Source organism: Thermobispora bispora DSM 43833 (genome assembly GCF_000092645.1).
In the GTDB taxonomy this organism is placed as follows: Bacteria; Actinomycetota; Actinomycetes; order Streptosporangiales; family Streptosporangiaceae; genus Thermobispora; species Thermobispora bispora.
Map to the genome: position 1 here is coordinate 3,489,309 of NC_014165.1, position 24,053 is coordinate 3,513,361.

The 24,053-nt window shown below is 73.7% G+C and carries 16 protein-coding genes; 5 read left to right on the top strand and 11 right to left on the bottom strand.

What is annotated here, in order from left to right; all coding sequences use genetic code 11:
• Positions 1–5 precede the first annotated feature (5 nt).
• Positions 6–1,100, top strand: coding sequence for a type III PLP-dependent enzyme domain-containing protein (locus tag TBIS_RS14755; protein WP_041431650.1), 1,095 nt, complete (start codon positions 6–8; stop codon positions 1,098–1,100).
• A 62-nt stretch (positions 1,101–1,162) separates the two neighbouring features.
• Here the strand turns inward: TBIS_RS14755 and TBIS_RS14760 are convergent, their stop codons facing one another.
• From TBIS_RS14760 to TBIS_RS14810, 11 genes are all read right to left on the bottom strand, one after another.
• On the bottom strand, positions 1,163–4,549 hold the full coding sequence (locus TBIS_RS14760; protein ID WP_013133204.1) for an ATP-dependent helicase: 3,387 nt from the start codon (positions 4,547–4,549) through the stop codon (positions 1,163–1,165).
• A complete protein-coding gene (locus TBIS_RS14765) occupies positions 4,543–7,767 on the bottom strand; it encodes an ATP-dependent helicase (protein ID WP_013133205.1) in 3,225 nt (1,074 codons plus the stop codon). Before TBIS_RS14765 ends, TBIS_RS14760 begins: the two co-directional genes overlap by 7 nt.
• A gap of 424 nt (positions 7,768–8,191) precedes the next feature.
• Entirely contained in the window at positions 8,192–11,089 is a 2,898-nt protein-coding gene (locus TBIS_RS14770) for a CDP-glycerol glycerophosphotransferase family protein (RefSeq protein WP_013133206.1), read from the bottom strand.
• Positions 11,086–11,463, bottom strand: coding sequence for an MGMT family protein (locus TBIS_RS14775; protein ID WP_013133207.1), 378 nt, complete (start codon positions 11,461–11,463; stop codon positions 11,086–11,088). The genes TBIS_RS14770 and TBIS_RS14775 overlap by 4 nt, the downstream gene beginning before the upstream one ends.
• Positions 11,451–11,822 carry a hypothetical protein gene (locus tag TBIS_RS14780; RefSeq protein WP_013133208.1) on the bottom strand — a complete coding sequence of 124 codons (372 nt, stop codon included), beginning with the start codon at positions 11,820–11,822 and terminating at the stop codon, positions 11,451–11,453. Before TBIS_RS14780 ends, TBIS_RS14775 begins: the two co-directional genes overlap by 13 nt.
• 102 nt (positions 11,823–11,924) lie before the next feature.
• Complete coding sequence (locus TBIS_RS14785; RefSeq protein ID WP_013133209.1) at positions 11,925–13,145, bottom strand: S8 family serine peptidase; 1,221 nt, start codon at positions 13,143–13,145, stop codon at positions 11,925–11,927.
• Entirely contained in the window at positions 13,139–13,960 is an 822-nt protein-coding gene (locus tag TBIS_RS14790) for a hypothetical protein (RefSeq protein ID WP_242384275.1), read from the bottom strand. The genes TBIS_RS14785 and TBIS_RS14790 overlap by 7 nt, the downstream gene beginning before the upstream one ends.
• Positions 13,961–14,017: 57 nt before the next feature.
• Positions 14,018–15,253, bottom strand: coding sequence for a S8 family peptidase (locus TBIS_RS14795; protein ID WP_013133211.1), 1,236 nt, complete (start codon positions 15,251–15,253; stop codon positions 14,018–14,020).
• Positions 15,247–15,951, bottom strand: coding sequence for a hypothetical protein (locus tag TBIS_RS19335; protein ID WP_158306190.1), 705 nt, complete (start codon positions 15,949–15,951; stop codon positions 15,247–15,249). Before TBIS_RS19335 ends, TBIS_RS14795 begins: the two co-directional genes overlap by 7 nt.
• Before the next feature lie 298 nt (positions 15,952–16,249).
• Positions 16,250–17,428, bottom strand: a complete 1,179-nt coding sequence (moeZ, locus tag TBIS_RS14805; protein ID WP_013133213.1) for an adenylyltransferase/sulfurtransferase MoeZ — start codon at positions 17,426–17,428, stop codon at positions 16,250–16,252.
• Between the two features lie 127 nt (positions 17,429–17,555).
• Positions 17,556–18,458, bottom strand: coding sequence for an alpha/beta fold hydrolase (locus tag TBIS_RS14810; protein WP_242384351.1), 903 nt, complete (start codon positions 18,456–18,458; stop codon positions 17,556–17,558).
• A gap of 357 nt (positions 18,459–18,815) precedes the next feature.
• Between TBIS_RS14810 and TBIS_RS14815 the strand changes: the two genes are divergently transcribed.
• The 4 genes from TBIS_RS14815 to TBIS_RS19340 all read left to right on the top strand — a co-directional run bounded on the left by TBIS_RS14815 (position 18,816) and on the right by TBIS_RS19340 (position 23,701).
• Positions 18,816–19,334 carry a hypothetical protein gene (locus TBIS_RS14815; protein ID WP_013133215.1) on the top strand — a complete coding sequence of 173 codons (519 nt, stop codon included), beginning with the start codon at positions 18,816–18,818 and terminating at the stop codon, positions 19,332–19,334.
• Between the two features lie 293 nt (positions 19,335–19,627).
• Positions 19,628–20,191, top strand: a complete 564-nt coding sequence (locus TBIS_RS14820; RefSeq protein ID WP_013133216.1) for a hypothetical protein — start codon at positions 19,628–19,630, stop codon at positions 20,189–20,191.
• Between the two features lie 297 nt (positions 20,192–20,488).
• A complete protein-coding gene (locus TBIS_RS14825) occupies positions 20,489–21,019 on the top strand; it encodes a hypothetical protein (RefSeq protein WP_013133217.1) in 531 nt (176 codons plus the stop codon).
• 2,235 nt (positions 21,020–23,254) lie between these two features.
• Positions 23,255–23,701: a hypothetical protein gene (locus TBIS_RS19340; RefSeq protein WP_013133219.1), complete on the top strand. Its 447-nt coding sequence runs from the start codon at positions 23,255–23,257 to the stop codon at positions 23,699–23,701.
• Positions 23,702–24,053 lie beyond the last annotated feature (352 nt).

Here is a 24,053-nt window from a genome sequence, read left to right on the forward strand (position 1 = left end):
CGGAGATGGACGTGCCCGCGGGGGTTCGCGCGATCGCCGAGTCGCTCGGCGAGATTCCCGCCTACGTGTACGACCTGGACGGGCTCCGCCGCCACGCGGCGGCCGTGCGCGACGCGATGACGGGAACCCAGATCCACTACGCGGTGAAGGCGAACCCCGACCCCAAGGTGCTGCGCGCGCTCGCGCCGTACGTCGATGGCTTCGAGGTGGCGTCCGCCGGCGAGTTCCAGCGGGTCACCGAGGTGGTCCCCGGCATGCCGGTGAGCTTCGGCGGCCCGGGCAAGACCACGGACGAGCTCGCGCTCGCCCCCTTGGTCCACCGCTGGCACGTGGAGAGCCCGGCCGAGCTGCGCCGGCTCACCGGCCCGGCCGACATCCTGCTCCGGGTGAACCTCGGCGTCCCGGTGGAGGGCGCGGCCCTCACCATGGGCGGCGGGGCGACGCCGTTCGGCATGGACCCGGAGGGCGTGGCCGAGTGCCTGCGGCTGCTCCCCACGTCCCGGGCCCGGCTGCGGGGCGTGCACGCCCACCTCGCCAGCGGCCTCGACGCCCCCGCCCTCCTCGAGATCGCCCGCGCGGTGCTGGAGTACGGCCGCGGGCTCGGGGTGGCCGAGTTCAACCTCGGCGGGGGCATGGCCGTGGACTACCGGCGGCCGGGGAACCGGTTCGACTGGGCGGCATACGGGGAGGGCCTGCGGCGGCTCGCCGCCCCCGGGGAGACGCTCCGCATCGAGCCCGGCCGGGCCCTCACCGCCTACTGCGGCTGGTACCTCACCACGGTCATCGACGTGAAGCGGGTCCACGGCGAGCGGTTCGCCGTCCTGTCCGGCGGTACCCACCACCTGCGGACCCCGGTCACCAAGGGCCATGATCAGCCGTTCACCGTGATCCACCGCGGCGCGGGCGGCCGCCCGGAGCCCGAGCCGGTCACCCTGGTCGGGCGGTTGTGCACCCCCAAGGACGTGTTCGCCCGCCGGGTCCCGGCCTCGCTCGCGCCCGGGGACGTGGTCGCGTTCGCCATGGCCGGGGCGTACGCGTGGAACATCTCCCACCACGACTTCCTGATGCACCCCAAGCCGGAGTTCCACTACCTCGGCTGACCCGGGCCGGCCCCGCGGCGGCCCGGGACGGAGCGGACGTGCCGCGCGGGCGGGCCCCGTGGCTACTCGGCGGGGATCCGCTCGATGAGCGCGGTGAGCCCGGCGGCGTCGAGCAGGTCGACCGGGCGGTGGGTCTCGTTGTACCGCACGTAGTGGAAGGCGGCGGAGACCTTCTCCAGCGGCACGCCGGCGAGCGCCGACCAGGCGAGCCGGTAGGCGGCGAGCTGGACCGCCGCGGCCTCGGCCTCCTCGCCCTGCGGCCGCCGCCCGGTCCGCCAGTCCACCACCACGTAGCCGTCCCCTTCGCGGAAGACCGCGTCCATCCGGCCGCGCACCAGCCGGTCGCCGATCACCATCTGGAACGGCACCTCCTGGTCGACGGGCGTACGGCGGGCCCACTCGCTCCGCTCGAACAGCTCCTGCAGCTCGGCCAGGTCGGCGTCCCCGGACTGCTCGTCGGCCGCCCCCGGGAGGTCGGACTCGTCGAGCAGGCGCTGCTGGCCCCAGCGGGTCTCCAGCCACCGGTGGAAGGCGGTGCCCCGGCGGGCGTGCGGGGCCGGCTTGCGCGGCAGGGGGCGGCGCACGCTCTGGGCGAAGGCCACCGGATCCGCGGCGAGCGTCACGAGCGAGGAGACGGTGAGCCGGTCCGGCAGCTCGACGACCTGCCCGGCCCGGTGGTGGTGCTCCGCGCGCTCCCGCAGGAGCAGCTCGGTGTCGCGCGCCCAGGCGCGCATCCGCTCCCGGTCCTCCGGGGAGAGGTCGCCCACCGGGTCGGCGAACACCGCCCCGGCCGTGTCCCGCTCCGCCTCCGCAGCGTCTCGCTCCGCCCCGGCCGCGTCCTGCTCCGCGCGGGCCGCCAGGGCCTCCTCCACCAACCGGGCGCCCTCGCGGACCGGGTCCGGCACGCCCACCTGCGGCCAGTCGGCCCGGGGCGGGTCGGCGAGCAGCGGGTTCTCCTCCTCGTCCCCGTCCCACCAGCGGGCGACCTCGGCCCCCTTCGCGCGGATCTCCTCGAGGAACATGGACGGCTCGAGCGGCCGGGAGGAGGTGCCCCAGCGGAAGCCCGACGCGACCAGCAGGTAGTGCGCCCGGGTCACCGCGACGTAGGCGAGCCGGCGCTCCTCCAGCAGGTCGCGGGTGCGGCAGTCCTCCTCGAACGCGGTGAGCGCGTCCCGCTCAAGGCTCGGCAGCCGCGGCAGGTCCGTGCGGTCGCCCCGGAGCGGGTAGGGCAGCTTGCGGGGGTTCTCGGTCCACCTGGGGTTCGTCACCGGCGCCGCGGGGAAGAGGCTGCCCTTGGTCACCCATCCCTTCTGCGTGGTGGCCTGCGACAGCCCAGGCACGATCACGACCGGCCACTCCAGGCCCTTGGCCATGTGCACCGTCATCAGCTTGACGGTGTCGGTCTCGCCGACCTGCCCGGCCTCGGCGGTCTTCAGCCCGAACTCCTCGGTCTCCGCCGCCTTCAGGTAGGCGAGGAAGGCGCCGAGCGTCCCGTCCTCCGACTCCCCGGCGAAGCGGGCGGCGATGTCGAGGAAGGCGTCGAGGTCCGCCCGGGCGGCGAGCGGGTTGCCGCCCTTCGCGGCCACCTCGATGTCGAGCCTGAGGCGGCGCTCCACCTCGCCGATCAGCTCGGGCAGCGGGCGCCCGGCGTGGGCGCGGAGCGCGCGCAGCTCCAGGGCGAGCGCGGGCAGCCGCTCCCGGGCCCGGGGGGAGAACCGGGCCAGCCAGTCGGGCCGGTCGGGCAGCTCGTCGAGCGCGTCGATGAGGTTGCCCTGCTCCTCGGCGAGCTCGGCGACCGCGTTCTCCAGCGGGTCGCCCTCGCGCCGCCCCTCCCGCAGCTCCTTGGTGAGCTCCCGGGCGAGGTCGCCGAGGGTCTTCAGGTCGGCCGGGCCGATCCGCCAGCGCGGCCCGGCGAGCAGCCGGAGCAGCGCGTCCCCCGCCGTGGGGTCGTAGAGGGCGCGCAGCGTGGCGACGATGTCCGCCACCTCGGGCACCATGAGCAGGCCGCCGAGGCCCACCACCTCGACCGGGATCCCCCGGTCCTCCAGCGCCCGGCGCAGCGCGGCGAACTGCGACCGCTTGCGGACCAGGATCGCGATGTCCTTCGGCGAGACCGCGGGCCGGTCCGGGTCCCGCTCGCCCTCCGGCCACGGCAGCCCGTCCGGGGCGCCTTCACGCGGTACGGCCACGCCGAGCGAGGACCCCGCCGCGGCCGCGCCCTCCCCCCGGAGCAGCCCGTCCACCAGGCCGGCGATCCACTCCGCCTCCTCCTCGGCGGTCCGGTGGAAGGCGCAGACCACCCGGCCGCGGCCGCGCCGGTTGGGGCCGGGCGTGAGCACGGGGACCTCCCGGGCCTCCGCGCGCAGCGGCTCCTGGATCCTCGCGGCGACGCCGAGCACGCGCTCCCCGTTGCGGAAGCTGACCGACAGGCACTTGACCGGCGCCGGCTCGCCCGTGCGCGTGGGGAAGTGCCCCGGGAACCGCAGCAGGTTGCCGGCCGAGGCGCCGCGCCATCCGTAGATCGACTGGCAGGGGTCGCCCACCGCGGTCACCGGGTGGCCGCCGCCGTAGAGCGCGCGGAGCAGCTCGAGCTGGGCGTGGCTGGTGTCCTGGTACTCGTCGAGCAGCACCACGGCGTACCGCCCCCGCTCCACCGCCCCCACCTCGGGGTGCCGGAGCGCGATCCGGGCGGCGAGCGCCACCTGGTCGCCGTGGTCGAGGAGCCCGCGCTCGCGCTTGAGCCGCTGGTAGGCCTCGACCAGCGGGAGGAGCTGCTCGCGCACCTCCTGCCGCTCGATCACCTTGCGCTGAGCGGCGATCGGCTTGCCGGGCAGCTCGGCGAACCGGTCGCGCAGCCAGCGGCCGAACCCGCGGACGTCGTCCGGTTCGCAGAGGTGCTCGGCGAGCTCCCCGGCGAGCTCGAGCACGGCGGCGGTGACGCTCGGCGGGGTGAGGTCGACCTTGTCCATGGGCCCGTCGTACTGCCCGACCACCTGGGCGGCGAGCTGCCAGGCGACCGCCGGGGTGGCGAGCCGCATGGCCGGCTCAAGCCCGTCGCGGAGCGCGTGGTCGGTGAAGAGCCGGGCCGCGTAGGCGTGGTAGGTGGAGACCGCCGGCTCGTGATCGAGCAGCTCCGGCGGGATCAGCCCCGAGGCGGCGAGCTGGCCGAGCCGCTTGCGGACCCGCTCGGCGAGCTCGGCCGCGGCCTTGTTGGTGAAGGTGAGCCCCAGCACCTGGTCGGGCCGGACGAACCCGTTGGCGACCAGCCAGACGACCCGCCCGGCCATGGTCTCGCTCTTGCCCGACCCGGCGCCGGCCACCACGACCATGGGCTCGAGCGGCGCCGCGATCACCTCCGCCTGCTCCGGGGTGGGGGCGGGGATGCCCAGCTTCGCGGCGATCTCCTCCGGGCTGAGGATCGGCTTCTGCGGGGCCCGCACGGTCAGCACACCTGTCTTCCTTGGTCGTTGATCGGGCAGACGATCTTCGCCGCGCAGGTGCGGCACCCGTCGTTGGCGGTGGCGGTGAACACGCTCCCCGCCATCCCCCGGGCCACCGTGGTGACCAGCCGCTCGGCCCAGCCCGGGTCCGGGTCGTCGGCGAGCGCCCGCTGGGTCTGCTCCACGGCGCCCCGCTCGGCCGCCTTCCCCACGTGCAGCAGGGACGCGCCCCCGGGGGAGCGGGCGAGACCGTGCCGCTCGAACGCGCCGAGCAGGGCGGCGAGCTGGTAGACCCCGAGCTGGGGGTGCCGGTCGATCTCGTCGTTCTTGGGCTTGCCGCTGCCGGTCTTGATGTCGACGATCACCGGCCGGCCCTGCCGGTCCCGCTCCAGCCGGTCCACCCGCCCGGTGATCAGCACGCCGGGCCCGACCCGGGCGGTGAACGGCTCCTCCACCGCGACGAGCTCGCGCACCCGCTCGCGCTGCCACCGGGCGAACCGCTCGATCATCCCGACCGCGGCCTCGCGCTGCTTGCGGTTGAACCACGCGCCGCCGAAGTCGAACCGGTCCCACACGTCGTCGAGCCGCCGCACCAGGTCGGTCTCGTCGCCGCCCTCGGCGGCGAGCGCGGCGATCGCGTGCACCACCACGCCCACGTGCTGGTTGGGACCCCCGTTGCCGGTGCCCACCGCGGTCTCGAGCAGCCACCGCAGGGCGCACTCGGTGAACCGCTCCACGGCCGACGGGGAGACCCGTACGGCACCGTCCGGCCAGGTGAGCGGCCGGTCGTCGGAGAGCTCGGTGAGCGCGTACCACTCGCCCGGGGCGGCCCCCGGCACGCCGGCCCGGGCCAGCCGGGCGAGGTGGGCGGCGGCCGCGCGGCGCACCGGCTCGGGGCGCTTGGGGTCGCACACCGCGGCCCGCAGGTCGGCGACGAGGGCCGGGAGGCTGAGCCAGCGCATCCGGTCGTCGACGGCGGCCGGCTCCGCCCCGGCGGGCAGCAGCTCGGTGAGGAAGCGCGACGGGCGCTCCTCGGTGTCCGCGCCGCCCACCGCGGTCACCACCAGCCGCCGCCGCGCCCGGGTCACCGCGACGTAGAACAGCCGCCGTTCCTCGTCGAGCAGCCGGGAGGTGAGGGCCGCGGCGGCCGCCCGGTCGCCCTCCGGCATCGACCGGTCGGTGAGCTCGACGAGCTCGTCGACGCCGAGGAGCGACCCGCGGAGCCGCAGGTCGGGCCAGATCCCCTCCTGCACGCCGGCCACCACGACCACGTCCCACTCCAGGCCCTTGGCGCGGTGGGCGGTGAGGATGCGCACCGCGTCGCCCTCGGGGGCGGCCTCGGCGAGCGTGTCTCCGGCGATCTCCCGGTGGAGCAGATCGTCGAGGAACACCTCCACGCCCGCCTTCGGCAGCCGGTCGGTGAAGCGCGCGGCGTGGTCGAACAGCGCGACCACCCCGTCGAGGTCGCGGTCGGCCTGGGCCCCGCGGGTCCCGCCGGCGAGGCTCTCGGCGGTCCACCGCTCGGCGAGGCCGCTCGCCTGCCAGATGTCCCAGAGCACGTCCTCGGCGGGGCGGTGCCGCCGCACCCCCTCGCGGGCGATGGCGAGCAGGCGGGCGACCCGCTCGGCCGGCGCCGCAATGTGCGGCTCGACCCCGGAGAGCTCGCGCGGGTCGCGTAACGCGGCGATGAGCAGCTCGTCGGAGGAGCGCGGGGTGAACGGCAGGGTGGCCTGGCCGTCGGCCTCGGCCGCGGCCGCGGCGGCCTCCTGCTCGGCGGCGCGCAGCGCGCGGCGCAACCGGCGCACCCCGATCACGTCCGTGCCGCCGAGCGGCCCGGTGAGCAGCTCCTCGGCCGTGCCGATGTCGAGCGCGGCCGGGTTGACCGCCACCCGCAGCAGGGTGATCAACGGGCGCGCCCCGGGCTCCTGGACGAGGGGCAGCTCGTCACCGGCGACGGCGACCGGTACCCCGGCGGCGCTGAGCGCGCGCCGCAGCAGCGGCACCTGGCGTACGGCGGTGCGCACCAGGACGGCCATCCGGCGCCACGGCACCCCGTCGATCAGGTGGGCCCGGCGCAGCACGTCGGCCACCACGGCCGCCTCCTGGCTCGCGCTGCCGGCGATGAGCACCCGCACCTCGCCGGGCTCCAGCCCGTCCGCGGGGACGAGGTCGCGGTGCCCGCCCGGGTCACCGGCGGGCGCCACCGTGGGGGCGGGCGCGGCGGGCAGCCGCGCCGCCACGCGCCGGGAGGCCGCGAGCAGCGCCTCCCCGAAGCGGCGGCACTCCCGCAGCGCCACGACCGGGGCCGGGCGGCCGTCCCGGGTCCGGAACCGCTCGGGGAACCGCATGATCGCCCCGGGGTCGGCGCCGCGGAAGCCGTAGATCGACTGGTCGGGGTCGCCGACGACGATCAGCTCGCGCCCGTCCCCGGCGAGCTGCTGGAGCAGGAGCTCCTGCGCCGGGTCGGTGTCCTGGTACTCGTCGACGAGCACCGCGTCGTAGGCGTCCCGCTCCCGCCGCCGGGCCGCCTCGTCGCGGAGCAGCCCCGCCGCGGTGCGGATCAGCTCGGGGTAGTCGATCGTGGGCACCGGGTCGACGTCGAAGCGGTCGTGGTAGCGGTTGAAGAACCGCCCGGCCGCCTCCCAGTCCGGCCGGCCGCGCTCCCGGCCGAGCCGTACCAGCGCGTCGCCGTCGAGCCCGCGCTCGGCCGCGCGGGAGAGGAAGTCGAGCAGCTCCTGGGCGAACCCGCGGGTCTTGAGCAGCTCCCGCATCTCGGCCGGCCAGTGCCGGGCGCCGTCCTCCAGCTCACCCTGGAGAAGCCGCCGGATCTCCAGCAGCCGCTCGGGGGCGGTGAGCAGCCGCGGGGGCGGCTCGCCGCGGAGCACGGCGGCGCGGCGCAGCAGCGCGTACGCGTACCCGTGGAAGGTGAAGGCGAGCGGCGACCTGGTGGTCCGCTGCAGCCGGGCCGTGATCCGCTCGCGCAGCTCCTCCGCGGCCTTGCGGCTGAAGGTGAGGACGAGGATCCGTTCCGGGGCGATGCCGCGCCGTTCGACCCGGTGGACCACCGCCTCGACGATGGTCGTGGTCTTCCCCGTGCCCGGTCCGGCGAGCACGAGCAGCGGGCCGCCCTCGTGCTCGACCACGGCCCGCTGATGGGGGTCGAGCACGGGCGCCGGGCGCCGTGCCACCCCGCCGCGGCGCACCAGGCGGTAGTTCTGACCGGTCACAGCTCAGCATTCCACCAGATGAACGCGGTGGCCGGGCCCGGATCCCCGGCGCCGGCCCGTCATCCACCGCGGGGAGCCCTTCGGCTCCGCCGCCTGCGGCCCTGCCCGGATCCCGGATGGCGGGCCGTGACCCGCCGGGCGGACACCTGGGACCGTGCCGGTGCGTGCCGGTGCGCACTCCCGGTGGCGCGCCGGCCGGCCTCCCGCCGCCGCGACCGGGGCACCGCCGTCACCGGCCTCCGCCACGCCAGGGCGCGCACGGGCGGCCCGGGACGCGCACCCCCACGGGGCGCGAGGCTCCACCACGCCGGGTGACCGGCCGCCGCCCGGGGAGCCGGGAGGACGGCGGCCCGCGAGCCGGAACGTGCGCACCCCTCGCGTCAGGACGCCGGCCCGCTCAGGTGAGGCCACCGGCCCGCTCGGGTCAGGAGGCGAACATCCGCTCCACCAGGCAGGCGGTCGCCTTGCCCTTCTCGAACGCGGCGTAGGTGCGGGCGAACGCGGCGTAGCGGTCGGCGTGCTCCGCGGCGACCGTGTCGATCTCGCGCAGCGCCCGGATCACCTCGGGCGAGGTGTCGAACCGCGGCCCGGGCCGCTCGCTCTCCAGGTCGAGGTAGAGCCCGCGGGAGGACCGGTACTTCTCCAGGTCCGGGGTGAAGAGCACCACCGGCCGCCCGGTCACCACGAAGTCGAACACGACCGACGAGTAGTCGGTGACCAGCACGTCGGTGATGAGCAGCAGGTCGGCCATGTCCGGGTACGTGGTGACGTCGTAGGCGAACCCGTCGTGCGGGGGCACGTTCGGATACGCCTGCATCATGTGGCCGCGGACCAGGATCACGTGGTCCTTGCCGAGCACCCGCTTGGCGTCGGCGAGGTCGAGCCGGACCGAGGCGCTCCGCCGGTCGTAGTCCCGGAAGGTGGGCGCGTAGAGGATCAGGCGCTTGCCCTCGGGGATCCCGATCCGCCGCCGGACCTCGGCGGCGAGGACGTCCCGGTCCGGGGCGAGCAGCACGTCGTTGCGCGGCAGGCCGGCCTCGAGGAACTCGCCGTCGTAGCCGAAGGCGCGGCGCAGCACCCCGGTGGCCCACGGGCTCTGGGAGAGCAGCAGGTCCCAGCCCCGGACCTCGATCGCCTGCCGGTGCCAGGCCGGGGGCCGCGGGTCGCGCTTCATGTGGGGCTGGTCCCGCCCGATGTGCTTCAGCGGCGAGCCGTACCAGGTCTGGACGACGAACTGGTCCTCACGGCTGCGGAACCACTGCGGCAGGAAGCCGTTGGTCACGATGCGCGCGGCGCGGGCGAGCACCTCGTAGTGCTCGCGGCTGCCCTCCCGGACGACGGTCGGGACGATGCCGTCGCCGAGGCCGAGCTCGCGGGAGCCCGGCGGGACGAACGCGCCGTCCCGGACGATCCAGACGAGCTCGCCGTCGTGGCCGCGCCGTACCAGCTCCTCGTAGACCGCGCGCGGGCTGTCCGAGTAGCTGCGGCCGTCGTAGGAGATGAAGACGGTGGCGTTCCGGAGCGGGCGCTTCCGCTCGGCCGGGTAGAAGTTGCGGCTGAGCGCCCACACCCCGGCCGCGCTCCGCTCGTCACCCGGCCGGTCCTCGGCCGCGACGATCACCGGCACGTCGTACCGGGTGGCCACGAACCGGTACACCCGGCCGCCGATGGTCCGCGGGTCCTCGTCGAGCCCGTCGAGCGCGGCGTGGTCGAACCGGGCCGGCACCATGGCCGAGCCGCCGGTCTTGCCGCGCGGGGCGACGGAGATGTGCCACGTGCCCTCGGCGAGCGGCACATCCCAGCCGAACCGCGGCATGGCGTTCGGCCGGAACTCCACCGAGAACTCGTCGCCGTCGCGGCGCAGCGGCACGCGCAGCTGCAGGCCGGTCCGGTGCCGCAGCACCAGGTCGCGCTCGCCGTCGTCCGGGTGGGGGTACCGGCCGGAGAGCCGGAGCGTGTCCCCGTCCCACTCGGCCGAGGTGATCACCGGGAGGATCTTGTGCCCGGAGATCACCACGCGGTCGCGGCGGTCGCGCTGGACGGTGATCTCCCGGTCGCCGACGATGAACCGGCTCTCCGGGGCGCCCTCGAGCATCACGGTGGCGGCCGGGTCGCCCTTGGGCTCGACCCACAGCCGCCGCGCCTCCGCGTTGAGCACGCTCTGGACGGCGAGGGTGAGCGAGAAGCGGGTGCCGCCCTCGACCGGCGTGAAGTCGGCCGACATGCGGTGGCCGCCCACCCGGGCCTTCCCCTTCGTGATCGGCCGGCCGGGCAGGAAGCCGGTGAGCGTGAGGTCGTCGCCGTCCAGCCGCGCCTCGGTGAGCCGGGCCCGGGTCGGCTGGAGCACCACCTGGAGGGCCTTGTCGGAGGTCCACACCGGGCGCACCCACCAGCCGGGCTTCACCTGCATCCCGTCCGGGCGCTCGGTGCGGCCGATCGCCGGGCCGCGCAGCGGGCCCCGTGACCGGGCCATCCGGCTCCAGATCGCGATCTCCGCCCGCCAGGTCGTGGTGTCCTTCACCGGGTACCGCCGGCGGAGGAGGCGCTTGGTGCCCCGGACGACCGCGCGCAGCGCGGCCCGCCAGCGGAGCGCGCGCGGGTTCAGCTCGGCGGTGAAACCGGACCAGTCGTAGTTGCACCCGGGCTCCTTGGCCTCGTGGGTGGCCTCGGGCCGGTGGATCCGCGTGGTCTTCAGGCGGACCGGGGGCAGCCAGCGCGGGCCGCGCAGCACCACCGTGGCCCGGTTGAACCGGCGGCTGCGGACCGAGAGCCCGGCGAGGTAGGCGTAGCCGGTGATGCGGAGGCGGCCGTCCTCCCAGGTGATCTTGTCGATCTTGGTCACCGGCACGAGGTCGGCGGCGCGGAGCCGGAGCAGGGCCGGGTCGTCCACCTCCACGGGGAGCTCCGCGTACCAGCGGAAGCCCTTCCGCACCCGCTTGGACGGCTCGGCGGCAGCGGCGGCGAGCTTGACGAGCGCGTCGCTCTCGGCGAGCTCGGCGGGGTCCTTGGTCTCGATGAGGTGGTAGGCCACGCGCCGGCCGACGGGCAGCTCGCGCTTGACCTTGGGGTCAACCTCGGCGAGGTACGGCCGGAGCGCGTCGATCACCTGGCGGCGCCGGGCCGGGCCGCGCTTGGCGGCCGCGTCGAGCCGGAGCCCGATCGCCCCGGTGAGCACCTCGCGATCGACCTCGGCCCGTTCCGCCTTGGTGAGGCCGTCGGAGCGGACCAGGGCGATGAGAGCCTCGAGGGACTCACCCCGGTCATAGAGCTCCTGAACAGCCCGCAGCCGATCGGCGACGGTGTCGCTCGTGCGCGCCGTCATCGGGGAGCCACCACCCTTCCGCGACCGGTGTCTTTGAGATGGTAATCCGGCTCGGCTTCCTGCCCGTTCCACCGAGCAATCCGCAAATCCACCCGATCCCCACGAAACGGGACGCCCTCCGCTCGCAACCTGGCGAGACACTCTTCGGCCAGGTGCGGCGCGGGCCTACCGTCGGCCCGGATCACCCGCCACCAGGGGACGGCCCCGCCCCACTCGGCCATGACCCGGCCGACCTGCCGGGGGCCGCCCTCACCCAGATACTCGGCCACGTCGCCGTAGGTCATCACCGTGCCCGGCGGGATGCGCTCGACGAGGTCGAGGACCCGTTCCGCGAACGGCGGGGGGACATGACGATCGGCGCTCACGCGCTCCATTCCACGGGCCCGGCGGCGATGATCTCCTCCACCTTGCCGAACTCGTACGTCGAGGACCCGTTGACCTGCTCGACGATGCCGTCCCGGATCCGGTACGTCTCGCCGTCCTCCCCGATCAGGCGGGCCCCCACCAGCTCGGTGAGGCGGGCGAGCTGGGCGACATGCCAATCCGAGACCGGTGTGCCGGAAAGCCGCCCGGACCAGACGGCGACCTGATGGGCCGAGTCGCCGTGCCGCGCGACCACCTCGGCGGTCTCGGCCGATCCGCGCAGCTCGAACCCGGCGTCCGACGACAGCACGCTCGCGAGTTCGGCGTAACCGAGCGGTGCGTCGCGCTCGACACGCAGCTCATACCCCATGGGGGGCGACATTAGCGAAAACCGGTCGGGTCGTGTGCCGGGATAGGGCGCGTGGCGCGGTGACCGCATCCGAAATGCTGCCGAATGGCGGCCATTGTGTGATCACCGGCGGCGGAGCGCCACCGTGGCCGCGCCGAGGCCGAGGACGCCGAGGAGCACGGCGATCCCGTAGATCGACAGCCGCACCGGGTCGGGCCCGGGGCGCTCGGGCGGGCCGGGCGGCGGCCCGTCGCCGAAGTGCGCGTCGTCCTGTACCGGGACGCTGCCGCGATAGGCGGTCAATTGCCCGGCCTTATCCAGGGCGGCTGCGGCGTTCACAACACCAAAGCCGACATTTTCGTCATATCGCTCGGTCGATCGCGCGGTTTCGGTCATGGCCCGCGCCACCATTTGGGGCGTCAGTTCCGGATATTTCGCCTTTATCAATGCAGCGACGCCGGCGACCATCGCCCCCGCCACCGCGGTGCCGGAGGCCGTCGCGCCGCCGGCGACCGGCACGTCCACCCCGGGCGCCGCGACGAGCACCGAGAGGTTGCCGCTGCTCTCCGGGGCCTTCGCCCCGTTCCGGCCGGCGGCGGCCACCCCCACCACGCCGGGGTAGCCGGCCGGGAACCGCCAGTACGCGCTCCCGGTCCGCCGGGCGGGCTCCGACCGGCCGTCGTCCCCGGCCGGCGCGACCAGGACCGCGCCCCGCTCGAGCGCGTACGCCACGGCCTCGCGCTCGGCCCGGCCGACCCCGTGGTGCGCGACCGGAATGTAGATCACCGAGGCGCCCCGGTCGGCCGCGTACCGGATGGCCCGGGCCAGCGGATCGTCGAGCCACAGGCCGGTCTCGCCCGGCTCGGAGACGTCCGCGCGCCGCGGCTCCGGCACCGGGACGGAGAGGATCGTCGCCCCCGGGGCCACGCCCGTGACCCCGCCCGCGCGGCCGCTCCCCGCGATCAGCCCGGCGAGCGCCGTCGCGTCGGCGGCCCGGCCCGGGGTCTCCCCGGGCGTGGGCTCGGCCGGCTCACCGTCGCCCGGGCCCGGCCTCTCGCGCAGCAGATACCGCATCTCAGGCCCGCGCACCACCTTGCCGCCGAGCCCGGGCACGGCCTCCGGGTGGCGGGACCCGATCAGGGCGACGGTCACGCCCGACCCGTCGGTGACCCGCCACGCCTCGGGCGCGGCGATCGCGTCGAGCGGCCAGCCGCCGGGCTCGGCGCGCGCCGGGCCGGACGCGAAGAGCACGGCGAGCAGCGCCGCGCACCCGGCCAGCGCCCGCAGCGCCCGGCCGCCCGCGGACGCCCGCGGGGTCCGCCCGCCCGCCGGCGCGGTCAGCACTCGTTCCCCTTGGTGCAGCGGGGGACCTCGGGCGGTTCGCCGAGCGCCCGGGCCACCCGACCGGCGATCGTCTCGGCGAAGGGCTCCATCTCGCTGTGCACCGGCTCCTCCTGGGCGACGTCCGCACGGGTCCTGCCATCGGCGTACCCCACGGCCGAGAACACGATGTACGGGCCGGTGGCCACCCACCCGGTGCGCTGCCGCTGGTCGGCGCCGAACCGGTCGGCCACCGTGCCGGGGAAGGCGACGGGGCGCACCCCCGCCCGGCCGTCCGCCCGGAGCTCGGCGGTCGCGCTCGCCCGGGCCTCCTCGCTCTCCATCACCGCCACCCCCACGGTGACCGCGAAGGTCGCGCTCTGGTCCACGTACGTGGCCCGGAGCAGGGTACGGCAGCCGTGCCTGCGCAGCACGGCGGCGACCTGCGGATCGGTCGCCGCGTCGCACGCCGCCTCGGGCGCCACGCCGACCCGCCGGGCGTACAGCCGCGCCTGGCCGAGCCCGGCGTACGGGAGCTCCTCGGGGAAGACCATGCCGATCGGCCAGGCCCGCCAGCGGCGCGCCACGTCCTCGGCGATGTACTCGGCGCGCTCCGCGCCGGTGAGCGGGCGGGGCCGGGTCTCCTTGATCAGGCCGACCGAGCCGAGCAGCACGTCGAGCGCGGCGACGGCGAGCACGACCGCCATGATCGCCAGGTAGATCGAGCGCAGCCGGATCCCGCGCTCCAGCCGCTCCCGTTCGCGGGCCTCCCGCGCCGTCTCCAGGGCCTTCGACGTCGACCAGGGGCGTGCCCGGACCCGGCCGGCGGACGAGCCCACGGGTCCCCGCCGCCGTCCGGAAGGCTTTCCGGGCAGGTCGCGCGGCATAGTCCGATGCTACGTCGGCAGCCCGGTCGGCCGAGGGCTCAGCGGCACGGGCGCGTCGCGCCCGGCCGTACGGCGGCGCCGCAGCACGGCGACCACGGCCACCCCGCCGGCCGTGCCGGTGAAGGCCACGGCCGCGACGCCGAACCTGACGGCGACCGCGCGGCGGTCGCGCCGCACCAGCGTGATGGGGCCGGCGGCGGGGGCGGTCGCCCGGATCGGCAGCCGGGGGTCGCGCACGCCCCGGCCCGAGGCGGTGAACCGGTGCCCGGCGAGGGCCGCCGCCGCGGTGAGCGCCCGGTAGGCGTGCACCACCCCGAAACCGGTGCCGGTGTTGTAGCCGCCGCTCCGCACCGGGGACGAGCACAGGGCCTGGGCGACCAGGGCGGGCGGCAGCTTCGGATAGCGGGACTTGATCAGCGCGGCCACCCCGGAGACGAGGGCGGCGGCCTGGGAGGTGCCCCGGCCCACCCAGTACTCGTCGCCCGGCCCGGCGCCGAGCACGTCCACCCCGGGCGCGGCCACCATGACCGACGAGTTCCGGGTGGAGAACGGGGCCCGCTGCATCTCCGGGGTGACCGCGGCCACCGAGATCACCCCGGGGATCGCGGCCGGATAGGAGTACGGGGCGGTCCGGCGGCCCTCGCCCGCGTTCCCGGCCGCCGCGACCAGCACCACGCCCTTGGAGATCGCGTAGCGGATCGCGTCCCGCTCCTCCTTGGTCGGCCGGTCCTTGGAGAGCGACAGGTTGATCACGTCCGCGCCATGGTCGACCGCGTACCGGATGCCCTTGGCCACCACGCCCTCGAACCGGGGGTCGCGGTTGAACTCGCGGAACCCCGGCTCCTGGTCCTCCAGCAGCACCCGCACCGAGAGCACCTTCGCCTCCGGGGCCACGCCAATGACGCCGTCGGCGTTGCCCGGGCCGTGCCCGTGCCCGGCGATCAGCGACGCCATGTACGTGCCGTGGAGCCGCGGGGGCGCGACCCCGCGCGGGTTGGCGCCCGCGGTGAAGTCCTTGCCCGTGATCACCGAGCCGGCGAGGTCGCGGTGGTTAGGGTCCACCCCGGAGTCGAGCACGGCGACGATCACCCCGCGGCCGCGCGTTATCGTCCACGCCTGGGGCACGCCGAGCATGCGGAGCACCCGCTCCTGGGTGGCCCGCACCTGGTCGGCGGCGGCCGTACCCGGGACGAGCGGCACGGTGCAGAGGGCGGCGGCCACGGCGCAGGCGAGCCGTTTCAGCATCGCCACTCCCGGGGGCGCGCGCAGTCCGGGGTGGGCGGGGCGGTGAGCGCCTCCGCCACGCGGGCCCCGAGATCCGCGGTGAAGGCGAACATGGCCGTCCGGGGCTTGCCCACGGCGGCGGCCGGCCGTCCGTCCACCTGGCCCGCCGTGGTCAGGACCAGGTAGGGGCCCGCCTGCCGTACGGTGGCGGCCTGCCGGCTCGCGGCGGTGAACCGGTCGGCGACCGTGCCGGGGAAGGCGACGGGGAGCAGCCCGGGCGCCGGGGCGCCGTCCGCGGGGAAGGCCGCCTTCGCCGCGGCCGCCGAGCGGTCATCGGGGAAGACGGCGACCCCGACCGTGACCACGATCCCCTGGAGCGCGTCGAGGTAGGTGGCGCGGAGCACGGCCCGGCACCCGGCGTCGCGCAGCGGCTTCCGGAGCCGGCGGTCGACGGCGGCGTCGCACGAGTACCGGGAGGAGACGCCGACCCGCCGGGCCTGCTCGGTGCCGCCCAGCTCGTTGGTGTACGGCAGGCGCGCCGGGAAGATCCGCCCGCTCGGCCAGACCTCCCAGCGCCGGGCGACCTCGGCCGCGGAGGCCCGTTCGATCTCGGCAGGGCTGGGGCCGCGGACGAGCTCGTGGACCGCGGCGGCCGCGGCCACGCCCGCCACCGCCGCACAGATCAGGCTGAAGGCGGCGGCCAGGACGAGGCCCGGCACAGCACGTCTCTCCCCCACCATGCCTCCGCTCGGCCCAGGTGCCGGATCCATTCAGCGACCTTAACGCCACGAAGGAGTCTTCTTCACCACAAAGCACACATAGCCCAGCACCGGTCGGGCGCCCTGCATCCTCGGGCCGGGCACCTGCCGCGCACTCCGCGCCCCGGGGCCGCGGGGCCGCACGGACGGCGGGCCAGCCGGCGGGTCCGGCGCGCCGGGCGCGGGCATGGCGCCGGCGCGGAAAACGGCCGCCGTCCCTCCGATGAGACGGCGGCCGCTCGTCAGGCCGGCGTACGGATCAGTACTCCGGCAGGCTCGGGTCGACGTTCTTGATCCAGCTCAGGATGCCGCCCCCGACGTGGACGGCGTTGGAGAACCCGGCGTTCTTCAGCACCGCCAGGACCTCGGCGGACCGGCCGCCGGACTTGCAGTGCAGGACGATCTTCTTGTCCTGGGGCAGCCGCTCCAGCGCCGAGCCGTTCAGGAACTCGCCCTTGGGGATGAGCACCGCGCCCGGGATGCTGCAGATCTCGTACTCGTTGGGCTCGCGGACGTCGATGAGCATGATGTCCTCGCCCCGGTCGAGCATCGCCTTGAGCTCCTGGGCCGTGATCGTGGCGTCGGCCGCGGCCCGCTGCGCCTCGTCCGAGAGCGCGCCGCAGAACGTCTCGTAGTCGATCAGCTCGGTGATCGTCGGGTTCTTGCCGCAGATCGCGCACTCGGGGTCCTTGCGGACCTTGACGTCGCGGTACTTCATCTCCAGGGCGTCGTAGATCATGAGGCGGCCCACCAGCGGCTCGCCGATGCCGGTGATGAGCTTGATCGCCTCATTGACCTGGATCGCGCCGATCGACGCGCAGAGCACGCCGAGCACCCCGCCCTCGGCGCAGCTCGGCACCATGCCGGGCGGCGGCGGCTCGGGGTAGAGGCAGCGATAGCACGGTCCATGCTCCGCCCAGAACACGCTCGCCTGGCCGTCGAACCGGTAGATCGAGCCCCAGACGTACGGCTTGCCGAGCAGCACCGCGGCGTCGTTCACCATGTAGCGGGTGGCGAAGTTGTCGGTGCCGTCGACGATCAGGTCGTAGCCGGAGAAGATCTCCATCACGTTGTCCGTCGTCAGCGACGTGTTGTGCACGACGACGTTGACGAACGGGTTGATCTCCCGGACTCTGGCGGCCGCCGACTCGACCTTGGGCCGGCCGACGTCCGACTGGCCGTGGATGACCTGCCGCTGCAGGTTGGACTCGTCGACGACGTCGAAGTCGATGATGCCGAGGGTGCCCACCCCGGCCGCGGCGAGGTACATCAGGGCGGGAGAGCCGAGGCCGCCCGCACCCACACACAGCACTTTGGCGTTCTTCAGCCGCTTCTGACCGGTCATGCCCACGTCGGGGATGATCAGGTGGCGCGAGTAGCGGCGCACCTCGTCGACCGTCAGCTCTGCTGCCGGCTCTACCAGTGGTGGCAACGACACAGTTTCACTCCCGGTTTCGTGCCAATGGTCGCCCTCGGCTCCATGGGGCCCTGTCAAGCATCAGTGACAACCCAACCGCGGCGCTTCCGCATTCCTTCCTGGTCGCGGCGCTTCGGCGATCAGTGCGTCACGCGGTCCGCCGGAGCGGGGTGCGGGCCCGGCCGATGTGCTGCCGCGCCTCCCACGCGACCACGCGGGGGACCTCCATCTGCGCCACGTGCCCGATGCGCGGCAGCCTGACCACCCGGATGTCGGGGAAGGTCCGGGCCGCCCGCAGCGCGGTATCGGGGTGGACCAGCCGGTCGCGCAGGCCGTAGATGGCGAGGGTGGGCGCGGTGACCCGCGCCGCCTGCCGCCACAGGTTCTGCGGGCCGGTCCGGAAGTACTCCTTCACCAGCGCCCGGGCGCACCCGAGGAGCGCGGCGTCCGCGTACGGCAGGTCGTCCCGCCGGCGCAGCTCCTCCACCGCCTCCCGGTACCGGTCGGGGTGGACCGCCGAGGGGTCGGCGAAGCACATCCGCATCGACTCCCGCACCCGCAGGTCGGCCGGGATCGAGCTGAGCCGGCCGATCAGGAAGTCCCCGACCACCGGCAGCGCGGAGAGCGCGACCCGGGCCGGGCCGTACCGGGGGCGCAGGTCGGGAAGCGCCGGCGAGATGAGGGTGAGGGAGGAGACGAGGTCCGGCCGGGTCGCCGCCACCCGGACCGAGATCGCCCCGCCCATGGAGTTGCCGAAGAGGTGGACCGGGCCGCCGACGCGCTCGATGAGCCGCACCACCGCCCGGGCGTGCGCGTCGAGCGAGTAGTCGCCGCCGGGCGGCTCCGGTGAGTGGCCGGACCCGGGCAGGTCGACGGCGATCCCGCGCACCTCGCCGGCGAGCTCCGCCATGAGGTCGGTCCAGTTGGTGGCCGAGCCCGCCAGCCCGTGGACGAAGACGGCCGTCTCCTGCGGTCCTTCCGGGGTGGTCCGGACGTGCAGCCGCATGTCCCCGATGTCGAGGTACTCGCCCGGCCACGGGGGAATCGGCACCGCGCGCAACGTCGTCCTCCTTTCCGCTTCCCGCGGCATGACGATAGCCGCCGCGGCTACCGGCGGGTACGGCCGGGATACCGCACGGCCGGACAAAGCGCCGAAAACGCACCTATCGGGACATTTCAAATTAGACGTTGCGGCTATTTCCCCACAAAGTGCCCGGTAGCCATCCAACGTAGTCAATAAAGCGATAAGCGAAAGGCAAGAGCCGCTGATCGCCGTTTGTCGCTCGGACGCCGCGGAAATCAACCCAATGCAGTGATGATCCGAAAGGATCATCCGAAAGCGCATTTTCCACTTCATATAGAAAATGCGGAGAGTGTCAGGGCAGCAATCCTTCAAGGGGGAAACGACATGCCCAAGGTGAACAAGTTTGTCGGGGTTCTCGCGATGAGCGCCGCGCTCACCGGCGGCGCCGTCGCGCTGGGCACCGCGGCGACCACGGTGGCCGCCGACGCCGCGACCGTGTCGGCCGTGCAGATGCAGAACCCCCACGCTTTCGTGCTGAAGCGCAAGAAGAAGGGTGCCAAGAAGAAGAACAAGAACAAGCAGTGGCAGCGCGAGCAGCAGCACCAGAAGCAGAACCAGTTCCTGCTGCGGGACTTCACCCTGGTGCTCACGCCGTTCCAGAAGTCTGAGAACGACTCGCGTGCCCTGCCGTACAACTGGCAGTACGGCCAGACGCAGTCGATTCCGTGGAGCCAGCAGCGCTCGTTCGTCGAGAACGAGAACAAGCCGCGGGACGAGCAGCGGACCAAGGTGAAGCCGGAGCAGGAGATCGAGCGGGAGCAGGTGCTCCTCACGCCCACGACCACTCCGGGCACCCCGATTCCGGCCGTCACGGTGACGGTCACCGCTTCGCCCATCACCTGATCTCTCGCGCGTGGTGCCGGCCGACCGATGACGCGGTCCGGCGGCACCACCGCACCTGAGTGGAGTGCGAGAACGCCGCGACGCCGCAGCGTCACGGCTTCCCATCGGTTCTCCTCGCCGCGTGCGCCGATGAGGCCACGTCGCGCGGGTGCCCCGACGGCGAGCCCGGCCATCCCGGCACCGGATCCCGGTCGCCGCGCCGCCGGTCATCCCACAGTGGCAAGGGAGCGGCGGCTCGATGGATCGGCCGGGCGAGCCGGGGCGATCGGATCCGTTCCAGAGGAATTGAGCGCATGTCCAGGTTCAAGAACCTGGCCGGCATGCTCGCGATCAGCACCGCGATGACCGGTGCGGCCGTCGCGATGACCGCCATGACCGGTGCCACCGCCGGCGCCGCCACCGTGATGGGCGGCTACGTGCCCGCTCCGAAGCGGGTCGTGCGGCCGGTCTACCGCCCGGTCCACGTCACCAAGCCGGCCAAGAAGGCCAGGAAGAAGAACAAAAACAAACAGTGGCAGCGCGGGCAGCAGCACCAGAAGCAGAACCAGTTCCTGCTGCGGGACTTCACCATTGTGATCACGCCGTTCCAGGCGTCCGATAACGACTCGCATGCCCTGCCGTACAACTGGCAGTACGGGCATTCGGAGTCGATTCCGTGGAGCCGGCAGCGCTCGTTCGTCGAGAACGAGAACGAGCCGCGGGACGAGCAGCGGACCAAGGTGAAGCCGGAGCAGGAGATCGAGCGCGAGCAGGGGCGCACCTCACGCAGGGCCATTCCGCACTCACGCCGGACCAGTCCGCGCACCCCGATTCCGGCCGTCACGGTGACGGCCACCGCTTTCGCGCCTTGCATCTGACCGATGACGCGGTCCGGCGGCACCACCGCACCTGAGTGCGGCCACCACACCTGAGTCGAGCGCAAGAACGCCGCGACGCCCCGGCGTCACGGCTGCCAACCGGTCTTCCCCGCGGCGTGCGCCGATGAGGCCACGTCGCGCGGGTGCCCCGACGGCGAGCCCGGCCATCCCGGCACCGGATCCCGGTCGCCGCGCCGCCGGTCATCCCACAAAAGCGAGGGAGCGGCGGCTCGATGGATCGGCCAGGCGAGCCGGGGCGATCCGATTCCGTACAAGGTACAAGGAGGAATTGAGCGCATGTCCACCTTCAAGAACCTGGCCGGCATGCTCGCGATCAGCACCGCGATGACCGGTGCGGCCGTCGCGATGACCGCCCTGACCGGTGCCACCGCCGGTGCCACCACCGTGATGGGTGGCTACGTGCCCGCTCCCAAGCGGGTCGTCCGGCCGGTCTACCGCCCGGTCCACGTCACCAAGCCGGCCAAGAAGGTCAAGAAGAAGAAGAACAAGAACAAGCAGTCGCAGCGCGCCAAGCAGTGGGAGGAGCAGAGCCAGTTCCTGCTGCGTGACTTCACCCTCGTGATCACGCCGTTCCAGAAGTCCAACTCGCACTCCGGCGCTCTGCCGTTCAACCAGCAGTACTCGCACAACACCACGCTCCCGTACAACCACCAGTTCGACTACTCGCGGCTGGTCAACGACCCGACGGCCAAGCAGAACACCAAGGTCAAGCCCGAGCAGGAGATCGAGCGGGAGCAGATCGGGGTCACGCCCACCGTCGACGCGACGGCCACTCCCACGGTGACCGTGACGGTCACCCCGATTTGATCCGGTTGATCCGGTAGCGAGGGAGGCGGCGCGTCAGCCCGCCACCTCCATCGAGATGATCGGCCCGTGCGCGCCGGCGGCCCTGCCGGTGCGCACGGGCTCCCATGTGCGCTCCCGAACCGGGAAATGTCGGCCGTATGCGCTTCTGCGCACCGTGAAACCGCGGTGGCGGCATTGACCCCACCGTCAGACGGGTGTCGTATGCACACGCACACCTTGAAACGGGGCCGCAGGCGCTCCCGCACATCGGGAAACGGGTGCCGGACGCACTCGCACCCCCTAAGGCAGCGGTCATAGGCACCCCGGAACACCTGAAACAACGGCCGCATCCGCTCCCGCACACCGTGAGACGGGTGCCGATGCACCGCACCCCCTGAAACGGTGACCGCGTGCGCTCCCGCACATCGGGAAACGGGGCCGTGTGCGCTCCCCCACGCGCTCTGGCCGGTGGCCGTGAGCCCGCCTCCGGACACCGTGGCGGCCGTGGTCGGTCCCGACCGGCCACGCCGCGCCGGGGAGGTGAGCCGCACCGGCCCGCCATACGCGGGCCCCGGTGGCGCGGTACTCCTTCCCCGTGCTCTTCGCCGCCCGGTCAGGTGGCGCGCTCCGGCGGGCCGTCGCTTCTCGGCGGCCCCTCCACCGCCCGGGGCTGGTACTCCGCCCCGGTCTCGCCCGGCCGCGCGAACCGCCCCCGTCCGTCCTCATACCGGAGCTCGTACGCACGGCGGAATCGGGCCGATGCCCGGGCCCGCGTCGTCCCCACGCGACCTTGGACAGAGCCGGGCCTGCACCGGAGGCCGTGCGCGAACGGCCGGCGCAGCGTGAACAGCCACTCGTGGCCGCGCCGATGATCAGCGCCTGTGTCATCTGTCATCGACCCACGTGGCCCCGCACGCGCCGCGATCGCCGATGGCATCGGCATCCGGCGGCCGCTGCGCGGCTCGGCGTCCACGGCCGTCCCGGCCCACCGGGGCCGAGGGATCAGTCGATACCGGTACGGCTTAGGCACACGCGCGCTATGGCCGTCCTGGACCGGTCCGGCGTCTTCCACGGGAACGCCGGGGACGGATACGGTGCGCGTGATCGAATGGCGTCCTGACCGCCCGAAGCGGGAGCGGATCGCAGGGATCATCGGGTGAGGGGTGGCCGTTGGCACCTGTCCCCGCGGCAGCGCGTGCCCGCCAGGCCCTCCCCGTGAACGGCCCGCGACCGGTCAGCTGAAGTCGAGCTCGGGCGTGCGAGCACCGTGCGGCTCACCGGCCAGGCTGCTCCATGGTCACGGAGGTTGAACAGGTGTGAGCCTACGGCGTGGCGCGGGGTAGGGCGCGCACAGTGCTGATCTGGCCGTGCGAGCGCGGGCTGATCCACACGGCGCCCGGCCTCGGTTCGTTCGCTGCGCCCATGATCAGATGTTGCGCCCAAGGTCAGGGCGAGCAGGCGAGACGCGGCCCACGGGCCTTCCGGGGGCACCGGCTGATCCTCTTCTTGGTCACCGCACTCATTCGCCCGCCTTCCCCTGGCACGCCGCTTCCCTGGTATGCCGATTCCCTGGTAACCGCGCCCATACGCCCGCCTGCCGAGCCGCCTCCGTGCCGTGTGCGGGCCGGCGCCCCATGACCCACCCCGCACGGCGGACACGCCCATGCGCCCCGATGCGGGGATCCCACGGCCCCACTGAGCCGGTTCACCGCGCCTGGACACGGATGAGCCACGACACGGATACGGGTGCCTCTCGTCATGGGCGGCCTCTCGCACCGTCCTCCGGCTCAGGCGCGTTCCACCGCTCCGTCTCGCGGGCCCTGAGTGACCGGAAGGCCGCCGGCCGCGCGCTTCCGCGCCGAGCCGGTCGCTCCTCCTCCATCCGGTCGAGGTCCGCGCGGCCGAGGGGTTGCCGCGCCGTACCGGACGACGGCGGCGTGCCGGCCCGGCCTGGCCGGCACGGGACGGCAGGCCCGCGGCCACCGCACGCCGCGACGCCCGCATAGGTGGCAATGCGCATTAGCCGGACGGATGAAGCGGACATTTGCCCACAAAAGTGGCGCTCAACACATAACGCTCTCCATAAACCGACAATAGTCCACCAAAAAGGACAGACAGTCGTTTATGGCGGCAGGGGCCAGGAAATCAACCAGGCACCGAGAGGATGGCTCAATACCGGCCATCAGGACATTTCTCAAATTGCGAGAAATGTTGGCGGACAAAGGGCACATGAATCCTGTCAAGGAGGAAAACGTAATGCCCGCTGTGAAGAACATCATCGCTGGTCTGGCCTTCGGCACCTTCGTCGCCGGTGGGGCGCTCGCCCTCGGTGCCACCGCCGCCAGCGCCGCCGACCTTGAGGACAACGGCCTCCTGCCGACCAACGGCACGGTGCTGCCGATCGTGATCCAGCCCGAGGACGACCACCACCACCACGTGCGGGACCACCGGAACTTCTTCGACCGCGACCACAACAACTGGTGGCACAACAAGAACTGGTGGAACCAGAACGCCTGGAAGGACAGCTACAACGACACCTCCGGCTTCGGCATCGTCGCCAAGGACGTCGCCATCGGCTTCCAGGACAAGACCAACCGGGACGACCACTGGTTCAACAACTTCTGGTTCAACGACAACAACTGGTGGAACCACAACAACAACTGGTGGAACGACCGCCACGCTCACGACCACATCGAGGAGTGAGACCGAGGGGCACGGCTCCGGCCGATCCCCGTGACGACGAGGCCGGGATCAGGCCGTCGGCAGAACGCCGAGGTGGTGGCGCAGGGTAAGCGCGGGCTACCCCTCCACTCCAGGTAGCCGATGCGAGCGTCATCGATCCCGACCCAGAAGTACATATCCACGCAGTGCACGCAGGGCTCCGGCGGAGGAGGACTCCGCCGGAGCCTTCGCCATTTGCGGCGGCCGCTCAGGCGGCCGCACCGCACCCCCGGCCACGCCGCCGACCGGCCACACCAGCGACCGTGTGGCACCGGCCTACCGTGACGTACCACCGGCCGCACCGCATCGCCGACCGCGCCGCACCACCGGACGG

Excerpts from the sequence above, each read along its gene's own strand:
- TBIS_RS14755 (WP_041431650.1), top strand. The coding sequence starts at position 6 with ATGGACGTGCCCGCGGGGGTTCGCGCGATCGCCGAGTCGCTCGGCGAG.
- TBIS_RS14770 (WP_013133206.1), bottom strand. The coding sequence starts at position 11,089 with ATGACGGCGCGCACGAGCGACACCGTCGCCGATCGGCTGCGGGCTGTT.
- TBIS_RS14775 (WP_013133207.1), bottom strand. The coding sequence starts at position 11,463 with ATGGAGCGCGTGAGCGCCGATCGTCATGTCCCCCCGCCGTTCGCGGAA.
- TBIS_RS14780 (WP_013133208.1), bottom strand. The coding sequence starts at position 11,822 with ATGGGGTATGAGCTGCGTGTCGAGCGCGACGCACCGCTCGGTTACGCC.
- TBIS_RS14795 (WP_013133211.1), bottom strand. The coding sequence starts at position 15,253 with ATGCTGAAACGGCTCGCCTGCGCCGTGGCCGCCGCCCTCTGCACCGTG.
- TBIS_RS14815 (WP_013133215.1), top strand. The coding sequence starts at position 18,816 with ATGCCCAAGGTGAACAAGTTTGTCGGGGTTCTCGCGATGAGCGCCGCG.
- TBIS_RS14820 (WP_013133216.1), top strand. The coding sequence starts at position 19,628 with ATGTCCAGGTTCAAGAACCTGGCCGGCATGCTCGCGATCAGCACCGCG.
- TBIS_RS14825 (WP_013133217.1), top strand. The coding sequence starts at position 20,489 with ATGTCCACCTTCAAGAACCTGGCCGGCATGCTCGCGATCAGCACCGCG.
- TBIS_RS19340 (WP_013133219.1), top strand. The coding sequence starts at position 23,255 with ATGCCCGCTGTGAAGAACATCATCGCTGGTCTGGCCTTCGGCACCTTC.